General features: G+C 67.0%; 21 protein-coding genes. 17 read left to right on the top strand and 4 right to left on the bottom strand.

All coding sequences use genetic code 11. The features are described 5' to 3' along the window. The first annotated feature begins 276 nt into the window (after positions 1 to 276). From B3Z70_RS17180 to aguB, 5 genes are all read left to right on the top strand, one after another. Positions 277 to 1635 (top strand): capsular biosynthesis protein, encoded by a 1359-nt coding sequence (locus B3Z70_RS17180; protein ID WP_292021625.1) that lies wholly within the window; start codon positions 277 to 279, stop codon positions 1633 to 1635. Between the two features lie 178 nt (positions 1636 to 1813). Continuing rightward, a complete protein-coding gene (locus B3Z70_RS17175) occupies positions 1814 to 4405 on the top strand; it encodes a TonB-dependent receptor (RefSeq protein WP_292021626.1) in 2592 nt (863 codons plus the stop codon). A gap of 132 nt (positions 4406 to 4537) precedes the next feature. After that, complete coding sequence (locus B3Z70_RS17170) at positions 4538 to 5557, top strand: agmatine deiminase family protein (RefSeq protein WP_292021629.1); 1020 nt, start codon at positions 4538 to 4540, stop codon at positions 5555 to 5557. A gap of 24 nt (positions 5558 to 5581) precedes the next feature. Beyond that, positions 5582 to 5953 (top strand): four helix bundle protein, encoded by a 372-nt coding sequence (locus B3Z70_RS17165; protein WP_292021630.1) that lies wholly within the window; start codon positions 5582 to 5584, stop codon positions 5951 to 5953. A 45-nt stretch (positions 5954 to 5998) separates the two neighbouring features. After that, complete coding sequence (aguB, locus tag B3Z70_RS17160; protein WP_292021632.1) at positions 5999 to 6862, top strand: N-carbamoylputrescine amidase; 864 nt, start codon at positions 5999 to 6001, stop codon at positions 6860 to 6862. Between the two features lie 136 nt (positions 6863 to 6998). Here aguB and B3Z70_RS17155 read toward each other — a convergent pair whose 3' ends face one another. After that, a complete protein-coding gene (locus B3Z70_RS17155; protein WP_292021634.1) occupies positions 6999 to 7739 on the bottom strand; it encodes an alpha/beta fold hydrolase in 741 nt (246 codons plus the stop codon). 192 nt (positions 7740 to 7931) lie between these two features. Here B3Z70_RS17155 and B3Z70_RS17150 point away from each other — a divergent pair, with 192 nt between their 5' ends. Together B3Z70_RS17150 and infC are read left to right on the top strand one after the other, a co-directional pair. Beyond that, positions 7932 to 8894 carry a glycosyltransferase family 9 protein gene (locus tag B3Z70_RS17150; RefSeq protein ID WP_292045953.1) on the top strand — a complete coding sequence of 321 codons (963 nt, stop codon included), beginning with the start codon at positions 7932 to 7934 and terminating at the stop codon, positions 8892 to 8894. 125 nt (positions 8895 to 9019) lie between these two features. Continuing rightward, complete coding sequence (gene infC / locus B3Z70_RS17145; RefSeq protein WP_201099872.1) at positions 9020 to 9541, top strand: translation initiation factor IF-3; 522 nt, start codon at positions 9020 to 9022, stop codon at positions 9539 to 9541. Positions 9542 to 9682: 141 nt separating this feature from the next. Here the strand turns inward: infC and B3Z70_RS17140 are convergent, their stop codons facing one another. Beyond that, a complete protein-coding gene (locus B3Z70_RS17140) occupies positions 9683 to 10435 on the bottom strand; it encodes a hypothetical protein (protein ID WP_292024410.1) in 753 nt (250 codons plus the stop codon). A gap of 156 nt (positions 10436 to 10591) precedes the next feature. Between B3Z70_RS17140 and B3Z70_RS17135 the strand changes: the two genes are divergently transcribed. From B3Z70_RS17135 to rplT, 3 genes are all read left to right on the top strand, one after another. Then, a complete protein-coding gene (locus B3Z70_RS17135) occupies positions 10592 to 11872 on the top strand; it encodes an MFS transporter (protein WP_292024408.1) in 1281 nt (426 codons plus the stop codon). 165 nt (positions 11873 to 12037) lie between these two features. Continuing rightward, positions 12038 to 12235, top strand: coding sequence for a 50S ribosomal protein L35 (rpmI, locus tag B3Z70_RS17130; protein WP_003166435.1), 198 nt, complete (start codon positions 12038 to 12040; stop codon positions 12233 to 12235). 109 nt (positions 12236 to 12344) lie between these two features. After that, positions 12345 to 12698 (top strand): 50S ribosomal protein L20, encoded by a 354-nt coding sequence (gene rplT / locus B3Z70_RS17125; RefSeq protein ID WP_292024406.1) that lies wholly within the window; start codon positions 12345 to 12347, stop codon positions 12696 to 12698. A gap of 118 nt (positions 12699 to 12816) precedes the next feature. Here the strand turns inward: rplT and B3Z70_RS17120 are convergent, their stop codons facing one another. Next, complete coding sequence (locus tag B3Z70_RS17120; RefSeq protein ID WP_292024404.1) at positions 12817 to 14412, bottom strand: ATP-binding protein; 1596 nt, start codon at positions 14410 to 14412, stop codon at positions 12817 to 12819. Positions 14413 to 14584: 172 nt separating this feature from the next. Here B3Z70_RS17120 and B3Z70_RS17115 point away from each other — a divergent pair, with 172 nt between their 5' ends. The 7 genes from B3Z70_RS17115 to B3Z70_RS17085 all read left to right on the top strand — a co-directional run bounded on the left by B3Z70_RS17115 (position 14585) and on the right by B3Z70_RS17085 (position 22283). After that, positions 14585 to 15568, top strand: coding sequence for a polysaccharide deacetylase family protein (locus tag B3Z70_RS17115; RefSeq protein ID WP_292024401.1), 984 nt, complete (start codon positions 14585 to 14587; stop codon positions 15566 to 15568). Positions 15569 to 15609: 41 nt separating this feature from the next. Beyond that, positions 15610 to 16686, top strand: a complete 1077-nt coding sequence (gene pheS, locus B3Z70_RS17110) for a phenylalanine--tRNA ligase subunit alpha (RefSeq protein ID WP_292024399.1) — start codon at positions 15610 to 15612, stop codon at positions 16684 to 16686. A gap of 12 nt (positions 16687 to 16698) precedes the next feature. Continuing rightward, positions 16699 to 17112 carry a hypothetical protein gene (locus B3Z70_RS17105; protein WP_292024397.1) on the top strand — a complete coding sequence of 138 codons (414 nt, stop codon included), beginning with the start codon at positions 16699 to 16701 and terminating at the stop codon, positions 17110 to 17112. After that, positions 17109 to 17516, top strand: coding sequence for a hypothetical protein (locus B3Z70_RS17100; RefSeq protein ID WP_292024393.1), 408 nt, complete (start codon positions 17109 to 17111; stop codon positions 17514 to 17516). Before B3Z70_RS17105 ends, B3Z70_RS17100 begins: the two co-directional genes overlap by 4 nt. Further along, positions 17513 to 19936 (top strand): phenylalanine--tRNA ligase subunit beta, encoded by a 2424-nt coding sequence (gene pheT, locus B3Z70_RS17095; protein ID WP_292024391.1) that lies wholly within the window; start codon positions 17513 to 17515, stop codon positions 19934 to 19936. The genes B3Z70_RS17100 and pheT overlap by 4 nt, the downstream gene beginning before the upstream one ends. Positions 19937 to 20108: 172 nt before the next feature. Then, complete coding sequence (locus B3Z70_RS17090; protein WP_292024414.1) at positions 20109 to 21563, top strand: alpha/beta fold hydrolase; 1455 nt, start codon at positions 20109 to 20111, stop codon at positions 21561 to 21563. A 108-nt stretch (positions 21564 to 21671) separates the two neighbouring features. Next, positions 21672 to 22283 (top strand): DUF1134 domain-containing protein, encoded by a 612-nt coding sequence (locus tag B3Z70_RS17085; protein ID WP_292024389.1) that lies wholly within the window; start codon positions 21672 to 21674, stop codon positions 22281 to 22283. Positions 22284 to 22341: 58 nt separating this feature from the next. Here the strand turns inward: B3Z70_RS17085 and B3Z70_RS17080 are convergent, their stop codons facing one another. Next, entirely contained in the window at positions 22342 to 23232 is an 891-nt protein-coding gene (locus B3Z70_RS17080) for an SDR family NAD(P)-dependent oxidoreductase (protein WP_292045952.1), read from the bottom strand. Between the last annotated feature and the right edge of the window lie 10 nt (positions 23233 to 23242).

Below are 23242 nucleotides of genomic sequence, written 5' to 3'. Positions count from 1 at the left end.
CAACCAGACCGGCGATCCTGAGGATCGACGGACGTGTCGATTTCTAAACCGGAAGCCGTCGTCGTCTCATGGGCGGCGGCGGCTTTCGTGCGATTAAGCCACAGCAGGCCATTCTATTTTCGGAAACGTCGCCCCGTTCGACTTTTCCTGTTGATCGTGCGTAACCGTCGCGACACAAGGCAGAGAATGACCGCTTTGTTTGAACGTCCTGATTGCGTCGTCAGCGCCGGCGGATCGGTGAAGACGTCAGGACTTTTCGTGGGCAAGGCGGATTAGATGACAGATCTCAGGTCGTCTTCCAGACTGCTTTCCGCGCGTCGCCGTCGGCGTTATCGCCTGCGTTCGGATACGGCGCAGCGCGACACCGTCCTGCGCGCGCGATCATCCCAGACGGCCGTCTCCGCCACGATTTCGGCCTTCCCGTCGCCGACGCACCGTGCGCGCGATGGTCTGAAAGGCCGTCGCTTCCTGATCGTCTCGGCGCCGTTCGGCGCCTTTGGCATGGCCTTGGCCGGCGTGCTGGAAGGCCAGGGCGCCAGCGTCAACCGCATGATCTTCAACGCGGGCGACGCGCTGAACTGGCGTCGCGCGGGCGGCATACGCTTCAAGGACACGGCCCAGGCCTGGGCCGACGGCGTTCCGACGCTCGACGCCTATAGCGACATCATCGTCTTCGGCGAGGCCGGCCCCTATAATCGTGCGGTGCTGGCGGCGGCCGACATCCTGTCCGCGCGCATCTGGGTGCTGGAGAACGGCTATTTCCGCCCCGACTGGATCACGGTGGAGCGCAATGGCGTCAACGGCTCCAGCGCCCTGCCGCGCTTCCGCGACGGCTATCCCGAGCCGGCGCCGCGCCTGCCCGAACCGCATCAGGTCGGGAAGATCCTGCCCCACCATGTGGCCAACATCAGCGCCTATCATACGGTGCAGATTCTAGGCGGGGCGCTGTTCCCCAACTATGCCGCGCCCTATGTCTTTTCGCCGCTGAAACAGTGCGCGGGGCATATCCGCCGCTACGTCAGCCTGGCCTTCCGCCGCCCCGAGAACTGCGACGCCGACGTCATCAAGGCCAAAGGCGACTTCTTCATCGCCTGCCTTCAGCGCGAGGGCGACGCCCAGCTGCTGCGCTATTCGCGCTACGCCGACAACTGCGCCTTTCTGACGGCGGTCATCAAGAGCTTCGCGGAACAGGCGCCGGCCGCCAGCCGGCTGGTGGTCAAGAACCATCCCCTCGATCCCGGCATCGTCGACCTGCGCAAGATCACCCTGCGCCTGGCGCGCGAACACGGGCTGGACGGGCGCGTCGACTTCATCGACGGCGGCAATCTGGCGGCTCTGTGTCGCGCGTCGCAGGGGATGGTGGTCAACAACTCCAGCGCCGCCCTGTCGGCCCTGGGCTTCCATACGCCGGTCAAGGTGATGGGCGACGCCTTCTTCGATTTCGAGGGCCTTACCGATCAGCAGCCCCTCGACGCCTTCTGGTCCGCGCCCCAGGCGCCGGACACGGCCCTGTTCACGCGCTTCCGCGCCCATGTGATCGCCCAGAGCCAAGTCAACGGCAACTATCACGAGCCGCACGCCATCCTGCCAACGGCGCGCGGCGTCGCCGACGTTTTCGAGCGCGCCGGCCCATAAGGCGTGGCTTAAGCGGGTTGGGGTGTGGCGTCCGGGCCACCCTCAATCGCTGTCATATTGCTGTTACATAACTGTCGCCCCAAGTTCGGACATGGGCCCTAGAGGGGGCGGGATTACGACGGGCGATGGCCGCTTGTCGCCTTGGCCCTGCGCCACCATCCATCTGGGGATAGATGTAATGACCACTCGTAAAAGCCTGATCTGGGCGACCACCGCCCTCGTCGGCTCGCTCGCCTTCGCCAGCGTCGCCGCCGCCCAATCGACCGGCACGGAAGCGACCGAAGTGCAGGAAGTGGTCGTCACCGGCACGCGGGCTCCGCGCGCCATCGCGGGCGTCACGGCCGAAACCTCGTCCAAGAGCCGCTCCAGCATCAACCAAGAATTCATAGGCACCCAGGCGTCGGGCCAGACGATCCTGCAGAGCCTGAACCTGGTTCCCGGCCTGAACTTCGTGAACTCCGATCCCTACGGCAACTCTGGCGGCAACATTCGTCTGCGCGGCTTCGACGGCAACCGCGTCTCGATCACCTTCGACGGCATGCCGCTCAACGACACCGGCAACTACGCCGCCTACACCAACCAGCAGCTCGATCCCGAGATCATCGAGCGTGCCTCGGTGAACCTTGGCGCGACCGACGTTGACAGCCCCACCGCTTCGGCGACCGGCGGCACCATCGCTTATCGTTCGGCGACGCCGCTGGACGTGCGCGGTCTGCAGATCAACACCTCGATCGGCGAGTTCAACTACAAGCGCATGTTCGCCCGCGTGGACTCTGGCGAGTTCGGACCGTGGGGCACCACCGCCTACGCGACCGCTTCCTACACGAAGTACGACAAGTTCAAAGGGCCCGGCGAACTCGAGAAAACTCAGTTCAATGGCAAGATCTATCAGGATTTGGGTGAAGGCAACTTCGCCAGCCTGGCCGCACACTGGAACATCAACCGCAACAGCCAGTATAACAACCAGATCACACGCGCCCAGTTCGACGCCAACTCCTTCCTGGAAAACGACGTCGCCTGCGTTCGCCCGGCGGCTGTCGCCGGCACTGTGCAGGATGAGAACTCGGCTTCGACCCGCTTCTTGAGCGACGGCACGACCGCGACCGGAAGCTGCTCCAACTATCACGGCATCCGGATCAACCCGTCCAACACCGGCAATATCCGCGGTCAGTTCAGCTACGGCCTGACGGACAGCATTCGCCTGACCATCGACCCCTCGTTCCAGTACACCATCGCCAATGGCGGCGGTTACACCCTGGTCAACGAGCGTGACGACCGCCTTGATCAGAACCGCACCAACAACAACAGCGCGACCGGTCTGTTGGCCATCACCAACGCCCAGTGCGCCACGGCGGCCTTTAACAGCACGGGCGTCGATCTGAACGGCGACGGCGACAGCTGTGACAACGTCGGCCTGTACACGCCGAACAACACCAATACCCATCGCTACGGCCTGACCAGCTCGCTGATCTGGAACATCACGGATTCGCAGCGCCTGCGCGCCGCCTACACGCTGGACTACGGCCGCCACCGCCAGACAGCCGAATGGACCCGCACGGGCATCGACAGCGAGCCGGGCAACGTCTTCGGCGGCCAAGAGCGCTGGGGCGACAAGGACGCCCGGATCGTCGGTCGCGACGGTTCCTTCCTGCGCGGCCGCGATCGTTTCTCGATCGCCCAGCTGAACCAGATCGCCGTCGAATACGTCGGCGACTTCCTGGACAAGGCTGTGACGGTGAACCTGGGCGTTCGCGCGCCCTTCTTCGAGCGCCAGCTGAACCAGTACTGCTACTCGCTGAACGGCACCTCGACGGTGCGCTGCACCACCGAGACCCCGTCGGCGACCCTGGCCAACGGCAATGTCAACTTCGCCTCGACCGGCACGCAGGCCTACATCCCGCCGTATTCGCAGACGATCAAATATGACGACGTTCTGCCGAACGCCGGCATCGTCTATCGTTTCGGCGAAGGACACAGCGTCTATGCCAGCTACGCCGAGGGCATTTCGGTGCCGCGCACCGACAACCTGTATCAGCCGGTTCGCAACACCACGACGAACGCCCTGGACTTCACCACCGTCGTGCCGGAGACGACCAAGTCCTACGATCTGGGCTATCGCTTCCGCAACGAACGCATCATCGGTTCGGTCGCGGCCTGGTACATCGAATATAACGACCGGATCGTGTCGTCGTTCGACAACGACATCAACTCGCCGACGTTTGGCATCAGCATCGACCGCAACGTCGGTCAGGTGAAGCAACAGGGCGTCGATGCTCAACTGGGCTACGTGCTGAACGACCAATGGACGTTCAACACCTCGGCGTCGTGGAACGACAGCGAACTGCAGGACGATCTGGCCCTGTCGGCGACCACCTTCCTGCCGACCAAGGGCAAGAAGCTGGTCGAGACGCCGGAATGGACTTATTCGGCGCGCGTCGATTGGGATCCGACCGACGCCTTCCACGTCGGTCTGCAGGCCAAATATGTCGGCGAGCGTTTCTCGACGGACGTGAACGACGAAACCTCGCCGTCCTACGTCGTCGCCGACATGGACGTTCGCTACGACCTGCAGAACATCTCGATCCGCGGCGCCTATGTTCAGCTGAACGTGACCAACCTGTTCGACGAAGACTACCTGGGCAACATCTCGACCGGCAACAATGCCTTGCCGGTGGCGGTGGGCGGCGGTGTCACGCGCTCTGGCCAGCCGCGCACTTTCTCGCTGGGCGCGCCGCGCACCGTCCAAATGACGGTTGGCTTGAAGTTCTAAGGCTCAGCCAGACTGAAACGACGAAGGGCGGTCCGTTCGCGGGCCGCCCTTTTTCGTGGCCGACGTTGAAGTCGGGGGCGCTTGGGGCCATATGGCGCGGCTCCGAGTTCGGCCCTTCTTGAGGACGCCCGCATGACCGATCCGACTGCTGCTCCCATCCCCGCCGAATGGGCTCCGCACCGCGCCATGTGGGTCGGCTGGCCCAGCCATGCGGAATATTGGTTCGAGGCGCTGGAGCAGGCGCGCGACGAGGTCGAGGGGCTGGTGCGGGCGCTGGCCGGGCCGGGGCGCGAGCAGGTCAGGCTGATGGTCGGCAAGGCCGACATCGTGGCCCAGGTTCAGGCCCGGTTCGCGGGCGTGGAGAATGTCGAGGTGGTGGCCGGGACGTTCGGCGACATCTGGCTGCGCGACACGGGGCCGATCTTCGGCGCGGGTTCGAAGACGGCGGCGGCGTTCCGGTTCAACGGCTGGGGCGGCAAATACGACATGCCGGGCGACGATCTGGTGGCCGGCCAGATCGGCGAGCATTCGGGCACGCCCCTGACCTGGAACGACTTCGTCATGGAGGGAGGGTCGCTGGATCACGACGGGGAGGGGACGGTGCTGACCACGCGCCAGTGCCTGCTGAACCCCAACCGCAATCCGGCCTGGAACCAGAACGAGGCTGTCGCGGCGGCGGCGCTGGATCAGGCCGTGGGGGCCAAGGCGGTGCTGTGGCTGGGCGATGGTTTGCTGAACGATCACACCGACGGCCACGTCGACAATCTGGCCCGCTTTGTCGCGCCGGGCGTCGTGGCCTGCCCGATCGCGTGGGGGACCAACGACGTCAACGCCGACGTCTATGACGCCACGGCGCGCGATCTGTCGGCCATGACGGATGCGGCCGGACGCCGTCTGAAGGTCGTGCGCATCCCGTCGCCCGGCCTGGTGCTGGACGAGGATGAACGCCCGATCCCCGCCAGCCACATGAACTTCCTGATCGCCAACGGCGCGGTGATCGTGCCGACCTATGGCGACGCGGAAGCGGCGCGTTTTGCGTGCGAAGCCCTGGCCGACGCCTTCCCGGACCGTGAGATCATCCCGCTGCCGTCCAACGCCATTCTGACCGGCGGCGGATCGTTCCACTGCATTTCTCAGCAGGAGCCGGCGTGAGTGGCGAGTGCTAGTGAGCAAGGGGTGAGCGAGGGAGCGGTCCGCCATCGCGACCTCAAGGTCTGGCAGATCGCCCTGGACATGACGGAGACGCTTTACCGGACGACCGTCGATTGGCCGAAGGCGGAGCAGTACGGTCTCGTCAGCCAGGTTCGTCGAGCCGCCGTATCCGTGCCGGCGAATATCGCCGAAGGGGCCGGCCGGCGGACGCCTGGCGAGTTCATGCACTTCATTGGCATCGCCCGAGGCTCGTTGGCGGAACTCGAGACCCTTCTGATTATCGCGCGTCGCCTCAGCTACATCGAAGAGCCTTCTTTCCGCGCCATAATGGATGACTTGTTCGAGCTCGGACGCATGACAACCGGCCTGCTAAAATCGATCAGCGACCGCCGCTGATCTGCTCACCCCTTGCTCACTAGCACTCATCACCCGGAGCCCCGCATGACCCGCAAGATCACCGTCGCCGGCATCCAGACCTCGTATGGCGAGGACCTGCAGGCCAATATCGACAAGACCATCGGCTTCGTGCGCGAGGCGGCGGGGCGGGGGGCGCAGGTGATCCTGCCGTCGGAACTGTTCCAGGGGCCGTATTTCTGCGTATCGCAGGAGGAGCATTGGTTCAGCCACGCCTATGAATGGCGCACCCATCCGTGCGTGACGGCGCTGTCGCCGGTGGCCAAGGAACTGGGCGTTGCCATTCCGGTGTCCATCTTCGAAAAAGACGGGCCGCAGTATTACAACTCGCTGGTCATGCTGGATGCGGACGGCGAGGCGCTGGGGATCTATCGCAAGAGCCACATCCCCGACGGCCCCGGCTATCAGGAGAAATACTATTTCCGGCCGGGCGACACGGGCTTCAAGGTGTGGAACACCCGGTTCGGCAAGGTCGGCGTCGGCATCTGCTGGGACCAGTGGTTCCCGGAAGCGGCGCGGGCCATGATGCTGATGGGCGCCGATGTCCTGATGTATCCCACCGCCATCGGCACCGAGCCGCACGATGCGACCCTGCACACGGCCGAGCCGTGGCGGCGCGCCATGCAGGGCCATGCGGTGTCCAACGCCGTGCCGGTGGTCGGCGCCAACCGCATCGGGCACGAGACGGTGACCGAGGCGGGCCAGACCTTCTATGGCCACTCCTTCATCGCCGACCAGCAGGGCGAACTGGTGGAAAGCCTAGGGGCGGAGGAAGAGGGCGTGCTGGTGCACGGCTTCGACCTGGACGAACTGGAGAAATACCGTGCGGCCTGGGGCTTCTTCCGGGATCGGCGCACGGATCTGTACGGGGCTTTGACGGGCAAGGTCTGAGAGAATCCGCTCATCCCCGCAAAAGCGGGGACCCAGTTCTTTTGCGCAGCCGTGCGTTGGATCGGTGTTAGGGCGAAGATCAGACGCTGGAGCGCCCAAAGCGCTGGGTCCCCGCTTTCGCCGGGATGAGCGGGGTTTACAGGCGCATCGTCTCGACCGCCGCGACCAGGCGGTCGAGGTCGGCTGGGGACGAAAGCCGGTGATCGCCGCCGTCGATCAGGTCCAGGCGCACGTCGCCGCCGGTCAGGCGTTCGACCAGTTCGACCTGATGCCGCCACGGCACCACGTCGTCGGCCCGGCCTTGCAGGATATGGACGGGGGCTGTGATGTCGATCACGCCGTCCAGCAGCAGCCAGTCTCGCGCCTCCTCGAACATGCGCCGCGTCAGGACATATTCGCCCAGCCCCTCCTCGACGATCAGGGTCTCGCCCTCGCGCAGGATGGTCTGACGTTCGTGGTCGGCCAGACCGGGCCACATCAGCCGTTCGGTGAAGTCCTGGGCCGGATTGACCAGCACCAACCCCTTGATCCGTTCGGGCCGCGCCAGGGTCGCCAGCAGCGAGACCCAGCCGCCCATCGACGAACCGACTGGGATCACCGGCCCCGACAGGCTGTCGATCAGGGCGATGGCGTCCTCGCGCCAGCGGCCGATGGTCGCCTGCCTCCAGTCGCCGGAGGACCGGCCGTGGGCGAAATGGTCGTAGCGGACGAAGTTCCAGCCGCGTTCGCGTGCGGCGGCGTCCAGAGCCAGGGCCTTGGTTCCCTCCATGTCCGAGCGGAAGCCGCCGACCCAGACCACGGTGGGGCCGTCACCCTCGACGCGCTTGAAGGCCAGTGTTTCGCCGTCGGGGCGGGGCAGGTGCTGGATGTCGGTCATGGCCTTCTTTTGCCGCGTGTTTCGCATCCCGTCACCCTCTGCGCCCTGTCTTCGTCATCCTCGGGCTTGACCCGAGGATGGGGCGTGACGCACACGGACGACTGAAGGCGGCCCCGGCCGCAGCCCGCGTTCCGCATCGCACGCGGGGCGCTTCCGATCCTCGGGTCAAGCCCGAGGATGACGGAGGAAGATTTGTCCGCGCCCCAGGTCCTGTTCGTCACCTCCAACCGCATCGGCGATTGCGTGATCTCGTCGGGCGTGATCCGCGAGATCGCGCGCCAGGTCCCGGGGGCCGAGATCACCGTCGCCTGCGGTCGGCCGCCCGCGCCCTTCTTCCGGTCGGCGCCGGGCGTGGTGCGGACCATCATCCTCGACAAAAAGAAACTGTCCGGCCACTGGTTCGACCTGTGGAAACAGGTGCGGTCGACGCGCTGGGATCTGGTGATCGACATTCGTGGATCAGCCCTGTCCTATCTGATCCCGGCCAAGCGTCGGGTCGTCTACAATCGCCGTTGGGAGACGGGGCTGCGCAAGGTCGAGATGGTGTCGCGCCTGATGGGGTCGCAAACGCCGCTGGACCCGGAAATCTTCCTGGACGACCGGGCGCGGGCCGAGGCCGCCGCCGTCATCGATCCTCAGCTGGCGGACGGCGCGGGTCCAGGTCCGATCATTGCGCTGGCCCCCATCGCCCACCAGCCGGGCAAGAGCTGGCCCGCCGACCGCTGGGGCGCGCTGGTCGAAAAGCTGAAGGCCGAGCCGCGCTTCGACGGCTGGCGCTTCATGCCCGTGGGCGGACCGGGCGACCGGCCGCCGGCGACGCCCGCGCTGGAAGCCGCCGGGCCGCGCGGCGTCGACTTCGTCGGCAAGGGCGACATCCTGGCCTCGGCCGCCGCCATCGACCGGGCCGATCTGTTCGTGGGCAATGACAGCGGCCTGATGCACGTCTCGGCGGCGCTGGGGCGTCCGACCCTGGGCCTGTTCGGTCCGACCGAATGGTGGCTGTATGGGCCTTGGGGACCCAAGACCCGCACGGCGGCGTCCAACGAAACGCGCGGCCAGTTCGCCCCCATCGAGGATTTGACCGTCGATCATGTGTTCGAGGCTGTGCTGGCCCTGCATGACGCCGATATCGCCGAGACGCCCGCCAAGCCTTGAAAAACCGGGGCTTCGGGCGCATATTGCCAACCCTGCGGGAAACGTGGCGGCAGCCGCGCATTTCCGCTTATCGAAAAACACGCCTCTTCTAACCACATAAGGAAACGACGCCCATTCGCCGTCCCATGCAAGCGCCACCCGTGAAAGACGGGCCGCGTATGAACCAGGATATCCGCGCCCCTCGCGTTCTGCTCATCGACCAGAACGGCGAAAAACAAGGCGTCATGCCCACCTCCGCCGCGCTTGAAGCCGCCGAGGAAGCCGGGATGGACCTGGTCGAGATCGTCTCCACCTCCGAGCCGCCGGTGGCCAAGATCCTCGATTACGGCAAGCACCGTTTCCAGGAGCAGAAGAAGAAGGCCGAGCAGCGCAAGCGCCAGAAGGTCGTCGAGCTGAAGGAAATCAAGCTCCGTCCGAACATCGACACTCACGACTACGAGGTGAAGGCCAAGGCCATGCACCGCTTCTTCGACGAGGGCGACAAGGTCAAGGTCACCCTGCGCTTCCGCGGTCGTGAAATGGCGCACCCCGAACTGGGCATGAAGCTGCTGCACAAGGTGCAGGCCGACTTCGACGAAATCGCCAAGGTCGAGTTCGCGCCCAAGATGGAAGGCCGCCAAATGATCATGATCCTGGCCCCGCGCTGATCGGGATCCCTGGCGCAGGCCGATCACGGCTCCGAAATATCAAAAGAACGAGGACTGGACGCACGAAGCGTCCAGTCCTTTCTTTTTGAGCAAGGCGCCGCAGGCTTGGGTAATCCCGAGGCGTTGAACCCCGGCTACGGTCTAGCGGGGCTTCAGGTTCCTGAAGACAGGGATGTCCTTCAAAGGCGTGCTGGCCGACGCCTTCGACAAGGCGCGAATGTCGTCGGCGCTCATCTCCAACTCTATTTCAAGCGCCGTTATGGTTGGCGAAAGAAGCAGGCTTTCGGGCAGGATGGCCGTGCCGTCGCTGATGTCTTGCGCCGCGTCGGGGTTGGTGAACGTCACCTGGGCCGATGCTGTGACATTGTTTTGATCGGTCACAGTGATCTTGCCGCCGGTCAGTGTGGGACCCGTGGATTTGATCGTGAAGGCCCAGGTGCCGTCGGCTTGCCGTCCGCCACTGGCTGTCACGCCGTTGATGATCGAAACGGTCGAGGCGATCGCCACCGAGCGGATCGCAAAGTTGATCGCATTGGAGAGCGTGTCGGAGGTGCTGCTGATCGGCGAGACCGTAAACGTTCCGCCGCTCTGATACAGCTGCATGGCCTGGGTGATGTTCTGGCCGCCGTTGGCGGAAATCGCCAACGGCGTAGTGGTGGTGCCAGGTTGAGCGCTGCCGGCCTGCAGCTGCGTCTGGGCCAGCAGCATAAGCATGTCATTGCCCGTCGGATTGCCGACCCAGGTTTGCTGGTTCTGGTCGACGGCGAATGCGACCGAGCCGAGATCGTATGTCGCGCCGCTGCTTTCTTGCGAATCCCCGGACAGAAGACCTGCGATATTGGACGCAAGGTCGACCACTTGGCCGCCCACGTTCAGCCAATCAAAAATACCCATGTCTTTTTTCCTTGGCTGCAGAAACGCAACCACGGGTAGTCGTATATCAACGTTCTTTGTTCGCAAGCGGGAAGTTGATATCGCCCGAATTAATCGAACTTACGGTGAACCAAACAACGGCTCGCTAGGCCGGGCTTGTCGCGCTAAGCGTTCGGCATGACCGCGTCCCCGCCCAAGCTGAAGACCCCCGCCCTGGCCGTGCTGTTTGCGGTGGTGTTCATCAATCTGGTCGGGTTCGGGCTGGTGGTTCCGCTGCTGCCCTTCTTCGCGCAGAGCCTGAAGGCCGAGGCGTGGCAGATCACGCTAATGTTCTCGGCCTATTCGCTGGGACAGTTCTTCGCCGAGCCGTTCTGGGGGCGGTTGTCGGATCGGATCGGGCGAAAGCCGGTGTTGCTGATCACCCTGATCGCCAATGCGCTGGGTTATCTGATGCTGGCCTTCGTGCCCAACATCTGGCTGGCCATCGCGGTGCGGCTGTTCACCGGCCTTGGGGCCGGCAATATTTCGACGGTCCAGGGGTATGTCGCCGACGTGACGCCGCCGGAGCAGCGGGCCGGGCGGATGGGGCTGATCGGGGCGGCGTTCGGCCTGGGCTTCATCGTCGGGCCGGGGCTGGGCGGCCTGCTGACCCAGCCGCAGCTGGGCCATATCGGCTATCAGCTGCCGATCTTCCTGGCGGCGGCCCTGGCGGCCCTGGCGGCGGTCGGGGTGATCGTCTTCCTGCGCGAGAGCCGGGCCAAGGCCGATCCGGCGGCGCCGCGCCCGGCCTTTCTGTCGGGCCTGAAGGCCGCGCGCGACAACGACGTGGTGTCGCGCGTTCTGGTCGTGACCCTGATCTATATGGCCGGGTTTTCGGCGATGGAGAGCGTGTTCGGCCTGTGGGCCGAGAGCCGTTATCAATGGGGCGCGCGCGAGGTGGGCCTCAGCTTCATGATCGTGGGGGTGATCTCCACCCTGAACCAGGGTTTCCTGGCCGGGCGGCTGGCGCGGCGGTTCGGAGAATCGCGGGTGCTGGCGACCGGGATGCTGCTGTTCGGAACCTCGCTGGTGCTGCAGGTGCTGGCCCCCGTCGCCTGGTTCCCGGCGATGCGGCTGGAGCTTGGGGCCGTCTCGATCCCCCTGGTGCAGGGCTGGATCATTCCCATCGTCATGGCGGTGGGGGCGTGCGGCATGTCGCTGGCCATGCCCAATATCTCGGCCATGATCAGCCGGGCCTCGCCGCCCGACCGGCAGGGGGCGATGCTGGGGCTGAACATGGCGTCCAGCTCGGTGGCGCGCATCTTCGGGCCGATGGTCGCCGGCGCCCTGTTCTCGGGTCTGGGGCGCGACTGGCCCTTCCTGATCGGGGCGTTGCTGACCATCCCGGCCGCCGTCATGGCGATCAACGCCGGGCGGGCGATCCGGCGGGCGCAGGCGGCGGCCAAGCCGTTGAACTGACTCGTCTTGCGTCGCGGGGCGTCTTGGCGTAGAAGCCGCGCCTTCGCGTACCGAACCGTCGGGCGAACAGGCATGCCTGGGCGGTTCTTAAACTCTGGAGAGACACCTCACCCAGCGGGCTCATGCAGCCTGACGGGCGGCGGCCTCTCCAAAAAGGAGACTGAAATGCCGAAACTGAAGACGAAGTCGGGCGCCAAGAAGCGCTTCAAATTCACGGCCACTGGCAAGGTGAAGGCCGGCGTTGCGGGCAAGCGTCACCGCTTGATCAGCCACAACTCGAAATACATCCGCCAGAACCGCGGCACCTCGGTCATGGCCGACGCCGACGCCAAGAAGATCAAGTCCTACATGCCGTACGCCTGATCGGCGCGCTGCATAAAGACCATCTTCCGTATCGAATTTGAACTGACAGTCCCTCAAGCAGTAAGCCGCCGAGCGGCGAACGATAGGGACTTCCCGAAGGGAACAAAAAATGGCTCGCGTTAAACGTGGCGTAACCTCGCACGCCAAGCACAAGAAGGTTCTGGAGCAGGCCAAGGGCTTCTCCGGCCGCCGCAAGAATACCATCCGTACGGCCAAGGCCGCCGTCGACCGCGCCGGGCAATACGCCTATCGCGACCGTCGCGCCAAGAAGCGCAACTTCCGCGCCCTGTGGATCCAGCGCATCAACGCTGCGGCCCGCCTGGAAGGCTTCACCTACAGCCAGTTCATCAACGGCCTGAACAAGGCCGGCATCGAACTGGACCGCAAGGTTCTGGCGTCGATCGCCGCCGATGCGACCGGCTTCAAGGCCGTCGCCGACAAGGTCCGCGCCGCCCTGGCGTAAGCTAGGTCACAGCGACGAAGATCAACGCCCGCTCCGGTTCGCCGGGGCGGGCGTTCTCGTGTCTGGGGCTTAGAAGCGCCGCTGGGTGTCATTCCGGGCGTCCTGCGGACGCCCTCCACTAGGCCGCCTGAGACAGAGCGGCCTCTGCGGCGGCGGTCATCACCAGGCGGATGGCGTTCAGCAGAGCGTCGGGCTGGATCGGCTTTTGCGCCACCCCGTTCATGCCGGCGGCGACATAATCCATCTCGTCGCGCTCGTCGGCGTTGGCGGTCAGGGCCAGGATGGGCAGGGCGCCGACGGGGGCGGGCAGGGCGCGGATGGCGCGGGTCGCGGCGACCCCGTCCATCACCGGCATCTTGATGTCCATCAGCACCAGGTCGAACGGGCGGGCCGAGACGGCGGCGACGGCCTCGCGTCCGTTCTCGGCCATTTCGGCGGTGCAGCCGAACATCTCCAAAAGCTTTCCGGCGACGAAACGGTTGGCGGCGTTGTCGTCCACCACCAGCACATGCAGCGTCGGGTGCGGGGTGGGGGCGACTATGTCCGGCGCGGCGGCCTGGCCCTGGATCGCCGGGCGCAGCGGCAGGCGCACTTGGAACCGCGCGCCGCCCTGGGGCGAGGCGCCCAGCGCGATGTCGCCGCCCATCCGCTCGGCGATCTGGCGGCAGATGGCCAGGCCCAGGCCCGCCCCGGCCCCCTCGCGGCCCGCCTTTCCGGTGTTGAACGGCTCGAAGATGGTCGCGGCGGCCGCCTCGGGCACGCCCGGACCGCTGTCGTCCACGGTCAGGATCACCTGGCCGTCCGCGCGGCTTTCGATCAGGGCCGAGACCCCGCCCGTCAGGGTGAACTTCAGCGCATTGCCGATCAGATTGTTCAGCAGCTGTTTCAGCCGCATCCCGTCGGCCTGGACGAAGGGGATGGCCAGGTCGGTGCGGACGCCGAGCGTCAGGGCCTTCTCTTCGGCGCGCGCCCGCCACAGGGCGTCGATGTCGAAGGCGACGGCCGACAGATCCAGCGGCTCCTCCTCCAGGGTCAGCATCCCGGCCGAGGCGCGCGACATGTCCAGGGCGTCGGTCAGCAGGCGCAGCAGGCTCTGGCCCGAATCGATCACCGTGCGGACATAGGGGCGCAGTTCTTCCTGCTCCAGCTTCTTGTCCATCAGGGCGGCGACGCCCAGGACGCCGTTCAGGGGCGTGCGGATCTCATGGCTCATCACGGCCAGGAATTCGGACTTGGCGCGGCTGGAGGCGACGGCCTCGGCCTCGGCCAGGGCCAGGTCGCGGGCCAGGGCGCCCATTTCCTCGGCGCGCTGGCGATGGAGCGCCGCGCCCGCCTGAACGATCTGCAGCGCCGTGCCGACCCCGACGTAGCGCCCGTTCGACACCACGATGAAGCCGCCCAGCAGGGCGCCCAGTTCGGCGGCGTCATAGGCCTGGAAAAAGGCTTCCGCGCTGGTCGAGGCCTCGGCGACGGGCGCATTGCGGTCCATCAGGCTTTCGGCCGGTTTACGGGCGTAAAGGGCGCGTCCGAACTCGGCCGCCATGCGCAGGGTGAAGGCGTTGCGTTCGATAACGCCCAACGGGCGGCCGCCGTCGTCCACCACGGCCAGGGCCAGGGTGTTCGGCTCGTTCTGAAACCGTTCGAACACCTCTGCACCCAGGGTGGACGGCGCCACCGGCGCGATCAAGTCGACGAAATCACCGATCAGCGGCATCAAGGTCCCCACCTGTTCCGCCCTCGCCTTAGAGGCGGATATTTAACGCCAGCTTTGCGGTTCATGAACCTTTCGCGGCGGGTTTTCGACAGTCGATCCGTGGACGGATCGAAAAAGCGCGCATCGAGAAATCCGCGTTCCCACGGTCCGGTTCAGCCGCTAGGCTTGGCCCATGATGCGCGCCCTGATCTGCGGCCTGGCGACGGCCCTTCTGCTCACTCAGACAGCGATGGCGCAGGACCGGCGCGTCGCCGTCACCTTCGACGACCTGCCGTTCCAGGCGGACGCCGCCGCGCTGTGCGATCCCGCCCGGGTGATTGCGATCACCCGCGACTTCGCCGCCATGCTGAAGCCGCTGGACACCCACGGCGCCGCCTTCGTCAATGCGGGCCGGCTGTGCGATGCGGAACGCGACGCCCTCCTGCCGCAGGTGCTGAACGTCTGGCTGGATGCGGGGCTGGACCTGGGCAACCACACGTTCAGCCATATCAGCATCCACCGCACGACGGCCGACGCCTATCTGGCCGACGTCGATGCGGGGGCGCCCGTCGTGCGCGCGGCGCTGGAGGCGCGGGGGATGCGTCTGCGCTGGTTCCGCCATCCCTATCTGTTCACCGGCGAGACCCAGGCCAAGCACGACGCTATCGCCGCCGGCCTGGCCCAGCGCGGCTATACGATCGCGCCCGTCACCCTGGACAACAACGACTGGATGTTCGCCGACGTCTATCGCAAGGCCGAGCAGATCGGCGACGAGACGCTGAAACGGCGGATCGGCGCGGCCTATGTGGCGCACATGGCGACGGTGCTGGATTTCCTTGAACCCTATAGCGCCGAGATCACGGGCGGGCGCGAACCGGCCCAGGTTCTGCTGCTGCACGCCAACAGCCTGAACCAAGCCTATTATCCGCAGATCCATGCCATCTATCTGGCGCGCGGATATCGTTTCGTGCCGCTGGAGGAAGCCCTGGCCGATCCGATCTACGCCCACGCCGACGCCTTCGTGGCGGCCAATGGCGTGTCCTGGCTGCACCGCTGGACCCGGACCGACGGCCGGCCCATCCGCTGGGAGCCCAAGCCGCCCGCCTGGATCGCGGCGGCCAATGCGGCCCCGGCGTCGGAGCTTCAGGCCATCGCGACGGGCCAAACCGCGCCTTGAAGGGTGACGAAATCGCTCAGGCCCGCTAAGGCACGGCCCAAATGACCGATCTCGCCACACTCGAACTCGAACTGATCAACGCCATCGGCGGCGCCGAAACCGTCGCCGCCCTGGAGGAGGTGCGCGTCGCCGCCCTGGGCAAGTCCGGCTCGGTTTCCGGCCTGTTGAAGGGCATGGGCGCCCTGAGCCCCGATCAGCGGCGCGAGCAGGGGCCGATCATCAACGGCCTGCGCGACCGGGTCGCCTCGGCCATCGCGGCCAGGAAGACCGAGCTGGAGGCCGCCGAACTGGACGCCCGGCTTCAGGCCGAGCGCATCGACCTGACCCTGCCGGCGCGTCCGCGTCGCAAGGGCGGCGTCCATCCCACCATGCAGGTGATGGACGAGATGATCGCCATCTTCGCCGAGATGGGCTTCGCTGTCGCCGAAGGCCCGGACATCGAGGACGACTTCCACAACTTCACCGCCCTGAACTTCCCGCCCAAACATCCGGCGCGGGAGATGCACGACACCTTCTTCCTGAAGCCCGACCCGGAAACGGGCGAGCGCAAGGTGCTGCGCACCCACACCAGCCCGGTGCAGGTCCGCACCATGATGTCGCAAAAGCCGCCGATCCGCATCATCGCGCCGGGCCGCACCTTCCGTAAGGATTCGGACGCCACCCACACGCCGATGTTCCATCAGATCGAGGGTCTGGTGATCGACCGCGACATCAACATGGGTCATCTGAAAACCACGCTTCAGACCTTCATCGCCCGCTTCTTCGAACTGGACGCGGTTCAGGCGCGCTTCCGGCCGCACCACTTCCCCTTCACCGAGCCGTCGGCGGAAATGGACATCCAGTGCGACCGTTCGGGCGGAAAGCTGGTGTTCAACACCGGCGACGACTGGCTGGAGATTCTGGGCTGCGGCATGGTGCATCCCAATGTGCTGATCAACTGCGGCCTGGACCCCGACGAATACCAGGGCTTCGCCTTCGGCATGGGCGTGGACCGGCTGGCCATGCTGAAATACGGCGTGCCGGACCTGCGCCCCATGTTCGAGGCCGACACCCGCTGGCTGGCCCACTACGGCTTCTCCGCCTTCGCCGCCCCCAACCCGGCCTTGGGCCTGAGCTGAACGAGTTTCAAGATGACCGATCAAACCGAAACGCCGATGTCGCCTGACGAGAAGTTCGGCCGCGAACTGGTGGCGCGCACGACCTTTGAGAAGGAGGCCGTGTGGCTGCCGTCTCTGGCCGTGCATCACATGAATGCGGGCAAGACCTTCATCGAGGACAAGACCTTCACCGAATGCCTGATCGAGGGGCCTGCCGTGATGGCGGTCATGAACGGCACGACGTTCGACGGCTGCAACATGGGCGTGGCCGGAAACCCGCGCACCCTGCTTCTGCAGCCCCTAGGCGACATGATCGCGGGCGTGGTGGGCATGTCCAACTGCCGCTTCGTGCGTTGCCGCTTCGTCCAAGTCGGCTTCACCGGATCACCGGAACTGCTGCAGCAGATCGAAGAAAACCTGCTCAGCGCCCAGGCGGCCCAGGCATGAGCCGCCTGCCGATCACCCGCCCCATGAGCGTCGCCAAGTCGCTGACGCAAACGGATTTCGCCGATGTCGACATCAATCTGTACGACCTCTACGCCGCCCACCAGCAACAGGGCGCCATCGTCGGTCGAACCTTCACGGGGTGCCGTCTTCAAGGGCCGGCCATCATCCTGATCGGCGGCGGCACGACCTTTGACGAGACCAACTTCGGCGACCCGCGCGGCGGCATGAAGAATCTGCTGCTTCAGCCGATGGGCGACAAGGCGCTGGGCACCGTGCCCATGCATGACTGCACCTTCGTTGGGTGCGAGTTCTACAACGTCGGCTTCACCGGCGCGAAGGACATCCTGGAGCAGTTGGCGGCGGTGCCGACCGTGGCGGGTCCGAACGCGGGATCGGCGGCATGAAATTCACCCTCTCCTGGCTGAAGGACCATCTCGAGACCGAGGCGGACGTCCACCAGATCGCCGAGGCCATGACCATGGCCGGGCTGGAGGTCGAGGAGGTTCTCGATCCCGCCGCCAAGCTGGCGCCCTTCACCGTGGCAAAGATCGTCTCCGCCGAGCGTCACCCCAACGCCGACCGGCTGCAGGTCTGTCAGGTCGAAACGGTCGATGGGATGAAGGAGATCGTCTGCGGCGCGCCGAACGCACGCGCGGGTCTGACCACCATCTATGCCCCCATCGGCGCCTATGTGCCGGGCCTGGGCGTGACCCTGGTCGAGAAGCCGGTGCGCGGCGTGGTGTCCAACGGGATGCTGTGTTCGGCGTCCGAGCTGGAGCTGGCCGACGAGAGCGACGGCATCCAGGAACTGCCGCCGGAAATCCCGGTGGGAACCCCGGTCGCCGGCCTGTTCGGCGCCGAACCCGTCATCGACTTCGAGGTCACGCCGAACCGTCCCGACTGGCTGGGCGTCGCCGGCATCGCCCGCGATCTGGCCGCCGCCAGCGTGGGCAAGCTGAAGCATTTCGACATCGCCGTGGTGCGCGGCGCCTTCCCCTCGCCGATCTCGGTGCGGCTGGACGCGCCCGAGATGTGTCCGGTCTTCGCCGGCCGCGTGATCCGGGGCGTCAAGAACGGCCCGTCGCCCGCCTGGCTGCAGAAGCGTCTGACCGCCATCGGTCTGCGCTCGATCAACCGGCTGGTCGATGTGACCAATCTGATCGCCTACGACCGCGCGCGGCCGCTGCACGTCTATGATCTGGCCAAGCTGTCGGGCACCGAGATCGTGGTGCGCGGGGGGCAGGCGTCGGCCGAGACGGGCGAGGCGGAACATCTGATCGCCCTGGACGGCAAGACCTATGCGGCGTCGGCGGCCGACTGCGTCATCGCGGATGCAGGCGGCGAGCGGCCCATCGGCCTGGGCGGCGTCATGGGCGGGGAATCGACCGGCTGCGACGACGACACGACCGACGTCTTCCTGGAAAGCGCCTGGTTCGATCCCTTGGTGATCGCCCAGACGGGGCGCGCGCTCAGCATCCATTCCGACGCCCAATATCGGTTCGCGCGCGGCGTCGATCCGGTCTCGGTCACGCCGGGGCTGGAGCTGGCCACCCGCCTGATCCTGGACCTGTGCGGCGGCGAGCCGTCCGACATCGTCTTCGTGGGCGAACCGCCTGCGAACCCTGCCCCCTTCGCCTTCGACCCGGCCCATGTGAAGCGGCTGACGGGCATGGACCTGGCCGACGACCGGATCGGGACCATTCTGGGCCAACTGGGCTTTCTGGTTCAGGCCGCCCCCGCCGGTCAGGCCGAACCGTGGGTCGTCACCCCGCCGTCGTGGCGCCGCGACGTCGAGGGGCCGGCCGATCTGGTCGAAGAGGTCGCGCGGATCGAGGGTTTCGACAGCCTGCCCGACGTGGCCCTGCCGCCGGTCGCCGTTCCGGCGGGCGGGGTGCTGAACCCGCGCCAGGCCCGCGTCCGCACCGCCCGCCGCGCCCTGGCGTCGCTGGGATACGCCGAGGCCGTCACCTGGTCCTTCACCAAACAGTCGACCGCCGTGCTGTTCGGCGGCGGCGACGATCGTCTGGTGCTGGAGAACCCCATCGCCGCCGATCTGGACTGCATGCGCCCCTCGGCGCTGCCGAACCTGATCCAGGCCGCCGCCCGCAACGCCGCGCGCGGCTTCGCCGACGCCGCCCTGTTCGAGATCGGCCCCATCTATCTGGGCGACGGGCCCAAGGATCAGCGCACCGTCATCGCCGGCCTGGTCGCCCCCCACGCCGCCCGGCATTGGGAGGGCGCGGGCGAGACCCCGCTGTTCGCGCTGAAGGGCGATCTGACCGCCGTGCTGGAGGAGATCGGCGCCCCGGTCGCCTCGCTGCAACTGGTGCAGGGGCAGAACCGCGACTGGTGGCACCCCGGCCGTTCGGCCCGGCTGCAGCTGGGGCCGAAGAATGTGATGGTCGAGTTCGGCGAACTGCACCCGCGTATCCTGAAGGCGCTGGACGCCGACGGCCCCATGCTGGCCTTCGAGATCGTGCTGGACAATGTGCCCGAGCCGCGCGGCAAAGCGGGCAAGGCGCGCGGGTCCGCCGACCTGTCGGCCTTCATGCCCCTGACCCGCGACTTCGCCTTCGTGGTCGAGGACGCCAAGCCGGCGGGCGACCTGGTTCGCGCCGCGAGCAGCGCCGACAAGGCCCTGATCGCCGATGTCCGCGTCTTCGACGTCTATCGCGGCAAGGGCGTGGACGAGGGCTTCAAGTCCGTCGCCCTGGAGGTCGTCCTCCAACCCCGCGACGCCACCCTGACCGACGCCGAGATCGAGGCCCTGACCGCCAAGGTCGTGGCGGCGGTGGAAAAGCAGGGCGGCAGGCTGCGGGCCTGATGTCCATGATGCGGTCCTGGACGAGATCCAGGACTGCATCGCGCGCTTCGGCGATGATCGGCGAACGGCGTCAGGGAGACGCCGGCCGCTGACGGCGTTACCGATCCTTAAGTTGCCCCGCCGCCCGCAAGCCGCGACGGTCCCGGCGAACCGGGGAGGCCGCGCCTTGAGGATGCTGACACTGTGCCTGGCGTTTGCCGGCGCCCTTCCCGGCGTTTCGTATGCGCAAACGCCGCAGACGCGCGCGGTGTTCGAGCCGGGCGCCTGCGCCGTCGAGGTCGCCAGCGACGAAAAGATCGACTGCGGCACGTTGACCGTCCCGGAGAACAGGTCGGCGGCGGACAGTCGAACGATCCGGCTGCCCGTCATCATCTTCCGCAGCCGCGCGGCCCAGCCGGCATCCGATCCGGTGATGTTCCTGACGGGCGGTCCCGGCAACAGCGCCTTGACCGGACAGCGGTCGGGCAAAAGCAATCCGTTCCTGGACGCCCGCGATCAGGTGCTGCTGGAGCCGCGCGGCGCGCGCCTGGCTCAGCCCGCGCTGGAATGCCCGGACATCAACGCCCTGAAGGGCGAGATCGGGGCCGGTCGGATGAGGGGCGAGGCCGCCGAGGCGGCCCTGGTCGCCGCAGCCGCCGCCTGTCGCGCCCGACTGGCGGACGCAGGCGTGGACCTGAACGGCTATACCTCGGCGGAGGTGGCCGACGACATCGAGGATCTTCGCCTCGCCCTGGGCTATCGTCAGTTGAACCTCTACGCCCTGTCCTATGGCACGCGGCTGGCCCTGACGGTCGCCAGACGGCATCCCGCGTCGGTTCGGGCGATGGTGCTGGACTCCGCCCTGCCGCCCGAGGTGAACTATGACGAGACCGCCAGCGCCAACAGCTGGCGGGCGCTGAATGCGGCGTTTGACGGTTGCGCCGTGGACCCCGCGTGCGCGGCGGCCTGGCCGAACCCCAGGGCGGATTTCCAGGCCCTGGTGGCCAGGGCCGACAAGGAACGCCTGCCCTTCGGTCTGGCCGATGCCTCGATAGACGCAAGGGGAGCCCAAGTCGCCCAGGCCGTCGGCATGGCGTTGCAGAACCCGCGCCTGATCCCTCTCATCCCGCGCGCCGTGGGCGCCGCGCGGCAGGGCCGGTATGAGGAAATCGGCGGTTGGATCACACAGGCCCAAGGCCCCTCGACCTTCACCTGGGGGCTGCGATTGTCGGTCTGGTGCGGCGAGGAGGCGCCGTTTCAGGACGCGGACCGCGTCCGGGCGCAGACGTCGCCGGACTATGGTCTGGGCGGCATGGACGCCCGCACGGCGTCGCCGGCCATGTGCTCCGCCTGGAACGTGGCCGCGGCGTCGGCGGTCGAAAACCAGGCCGTGCGCAGCGATGCCCCCACCCTGATCCTCGCCGGCGAGTTCGATCCCTCCACCCCGCCTCAATGGGGGCGGCGGCTGCTGGCGAACATGCCGAAAGCCTATTTCGTGCAGATGCCGGGCCTCAGCCACGGCGCCAGTTTCAACGCCTGCGGAGGGCGGATGGCGTTCGACTTCGTCAACGATCCGACCGCGCCGCCGGTCATGACGTGCGTGGCCAAACTGGCGGGCGCCGACTTCGCCGCCAGCGCCGTCCGGTAAGTCCCCGTTAACCTTGAAGCCGCAAGGCTGCCGCAAAGGTCGGGGACGGTGGCGTCAAGTTCGGCGTCTCAGCCGGCCGTCCTCTCGCCGTCTTTCGGAGCGCCCTTCATGCATCGTCGTCAACTGATTCTGTCCGGCCTGGCCACCGCCGCCGGGGCGTCGTCCCTGGGCGCCTGCGCCACCGCGCCGGCGCGCGATCCCAACTATCCCATCGCTTCGGACCAGACGGCCCAGGCCTACAGTTTCGACGAACTGGTCTCGGCCGGGTCGCGCGAGCTGGGCATCGCGGCCGAGGTCGTCGGCGGCGCCATCGAGCGCGTCTTCGCCGATCAGGGCGACCGTCCCACCGCCTATATCGCGGGCGAGGAAGGCTCCGGCGCCGTGGTCGTGGGCGCGCGTTACGGACGCGGCGCCCTGCACATGAAGGACCTGTCGGCCTCGCAGGAGGTGTTCTGGCAGGGCGCCTCGGTGGGCTGGGACTGGGGCGGCAACGCCAGCCGGGTCTTCACCCTGGTCTATGGCCTGTATCACCCCGACATGATCTATCGCCGCTATCCGGGCATCGAGGGTTCGGCCTATCTGGTGGCGGGCCTGGGCGTGAACTATCAGCGCGCCGACGGCATCGTGCTGGCCCCCATCCGCACCGGCGTCGGCCTGCGTCTGGGCGCCAATGTCGGCACCATGAGCTACAGCCGTCAGCGCAACCTGCTGCCCTTTTAAGCGCGCTATGATCGCGACGCGGTCACTCGCGGCTTGAGCGCGCGACCGTTTCTCGGGATTAGCTCACCAACCGCAGCGGCGGCGGCGCGTCCATCAGCGTCGCCAGCCCTTCACGCCAGCTGGGATAGGCGGGCCGCCAGCCCAGTTCGGCCTTGGCCAGGGCGTTGGAGACACGCTTGGAGTCCAGATAGAAGCGACGCATCGGTTCGCTGACGCTTTCGTCGGTCCAGTCGACCTCGGGCGGGCGGGGCAGGCCCATGCGGTCCGCCGCCCATGCCATCACCACATCGGCGGGCGCGGGCGCGTCGTCGGTCAGGTTGTAGGCGGCCCCCGGCCGCGGGCGGGCCATCGAGGCGAACAGGCCCGAGACGATGTCGTCGATATGGATGCGGTTGAAGATCTGGCCAGGCTTTCTGACCAGCCGGGCCGAGCCGTCGCGCAACCGCTCCACCACATTGCGGCCCGGGCCGTAGAAGCCGGGCAGGCGGAAAATCTGGACGGTCAGGCCCATGCCCTGCGCCCCGTCCAGCCAGTCCCGCTCGGCCCGGACGCGGCGCGCGCCCTCCAGATTGGCGGCGTTCAGCGGGCCGTCCTCGAACACCCAGCCGCCCGCCCGGTCGCCATAGACGGAGGTGGAGGAGATATAGCCCATCCAGTCGGGCCAGGCGTCGCCGGCCAGCGGCCCCAGGGCGCGCAGGGCGGGGCAGCCGTGGGCGTCGGGCGCGGCGGTGATCAGGACGGCGCCGGCGGCCTCCAGCGCGGTCTTCAGGGCGGCGGCGTCGCCGGGATCCAGCGCCGCGATCCCCTCGGCCTCCAGCGCGCGGCGACGTTCGGGATCGCGCGAGGTGGCGACAGCCCGGCCGCCGCGCCGGATCGCCTCCAGCGCCGTCGCCCGCCCCACATAGCCGCCGCCGAAGACCAGCAGGTTCAGGGCGGGGGCGTCGGGCATCGGATCGGAA

The sequence above is a fragment of the Brevundimonas sp. UBA6550 genome, assembly GCF_002434505.1.
Lineage (GTDB): Bacteria > Pseudomonadota > Alphaproteobacteria > Caulobacterales > Caulobacteraceae > Brevundimonas.
This window is presented reverse-complemented; position numbering and strand designations above follow the sequence as displayed.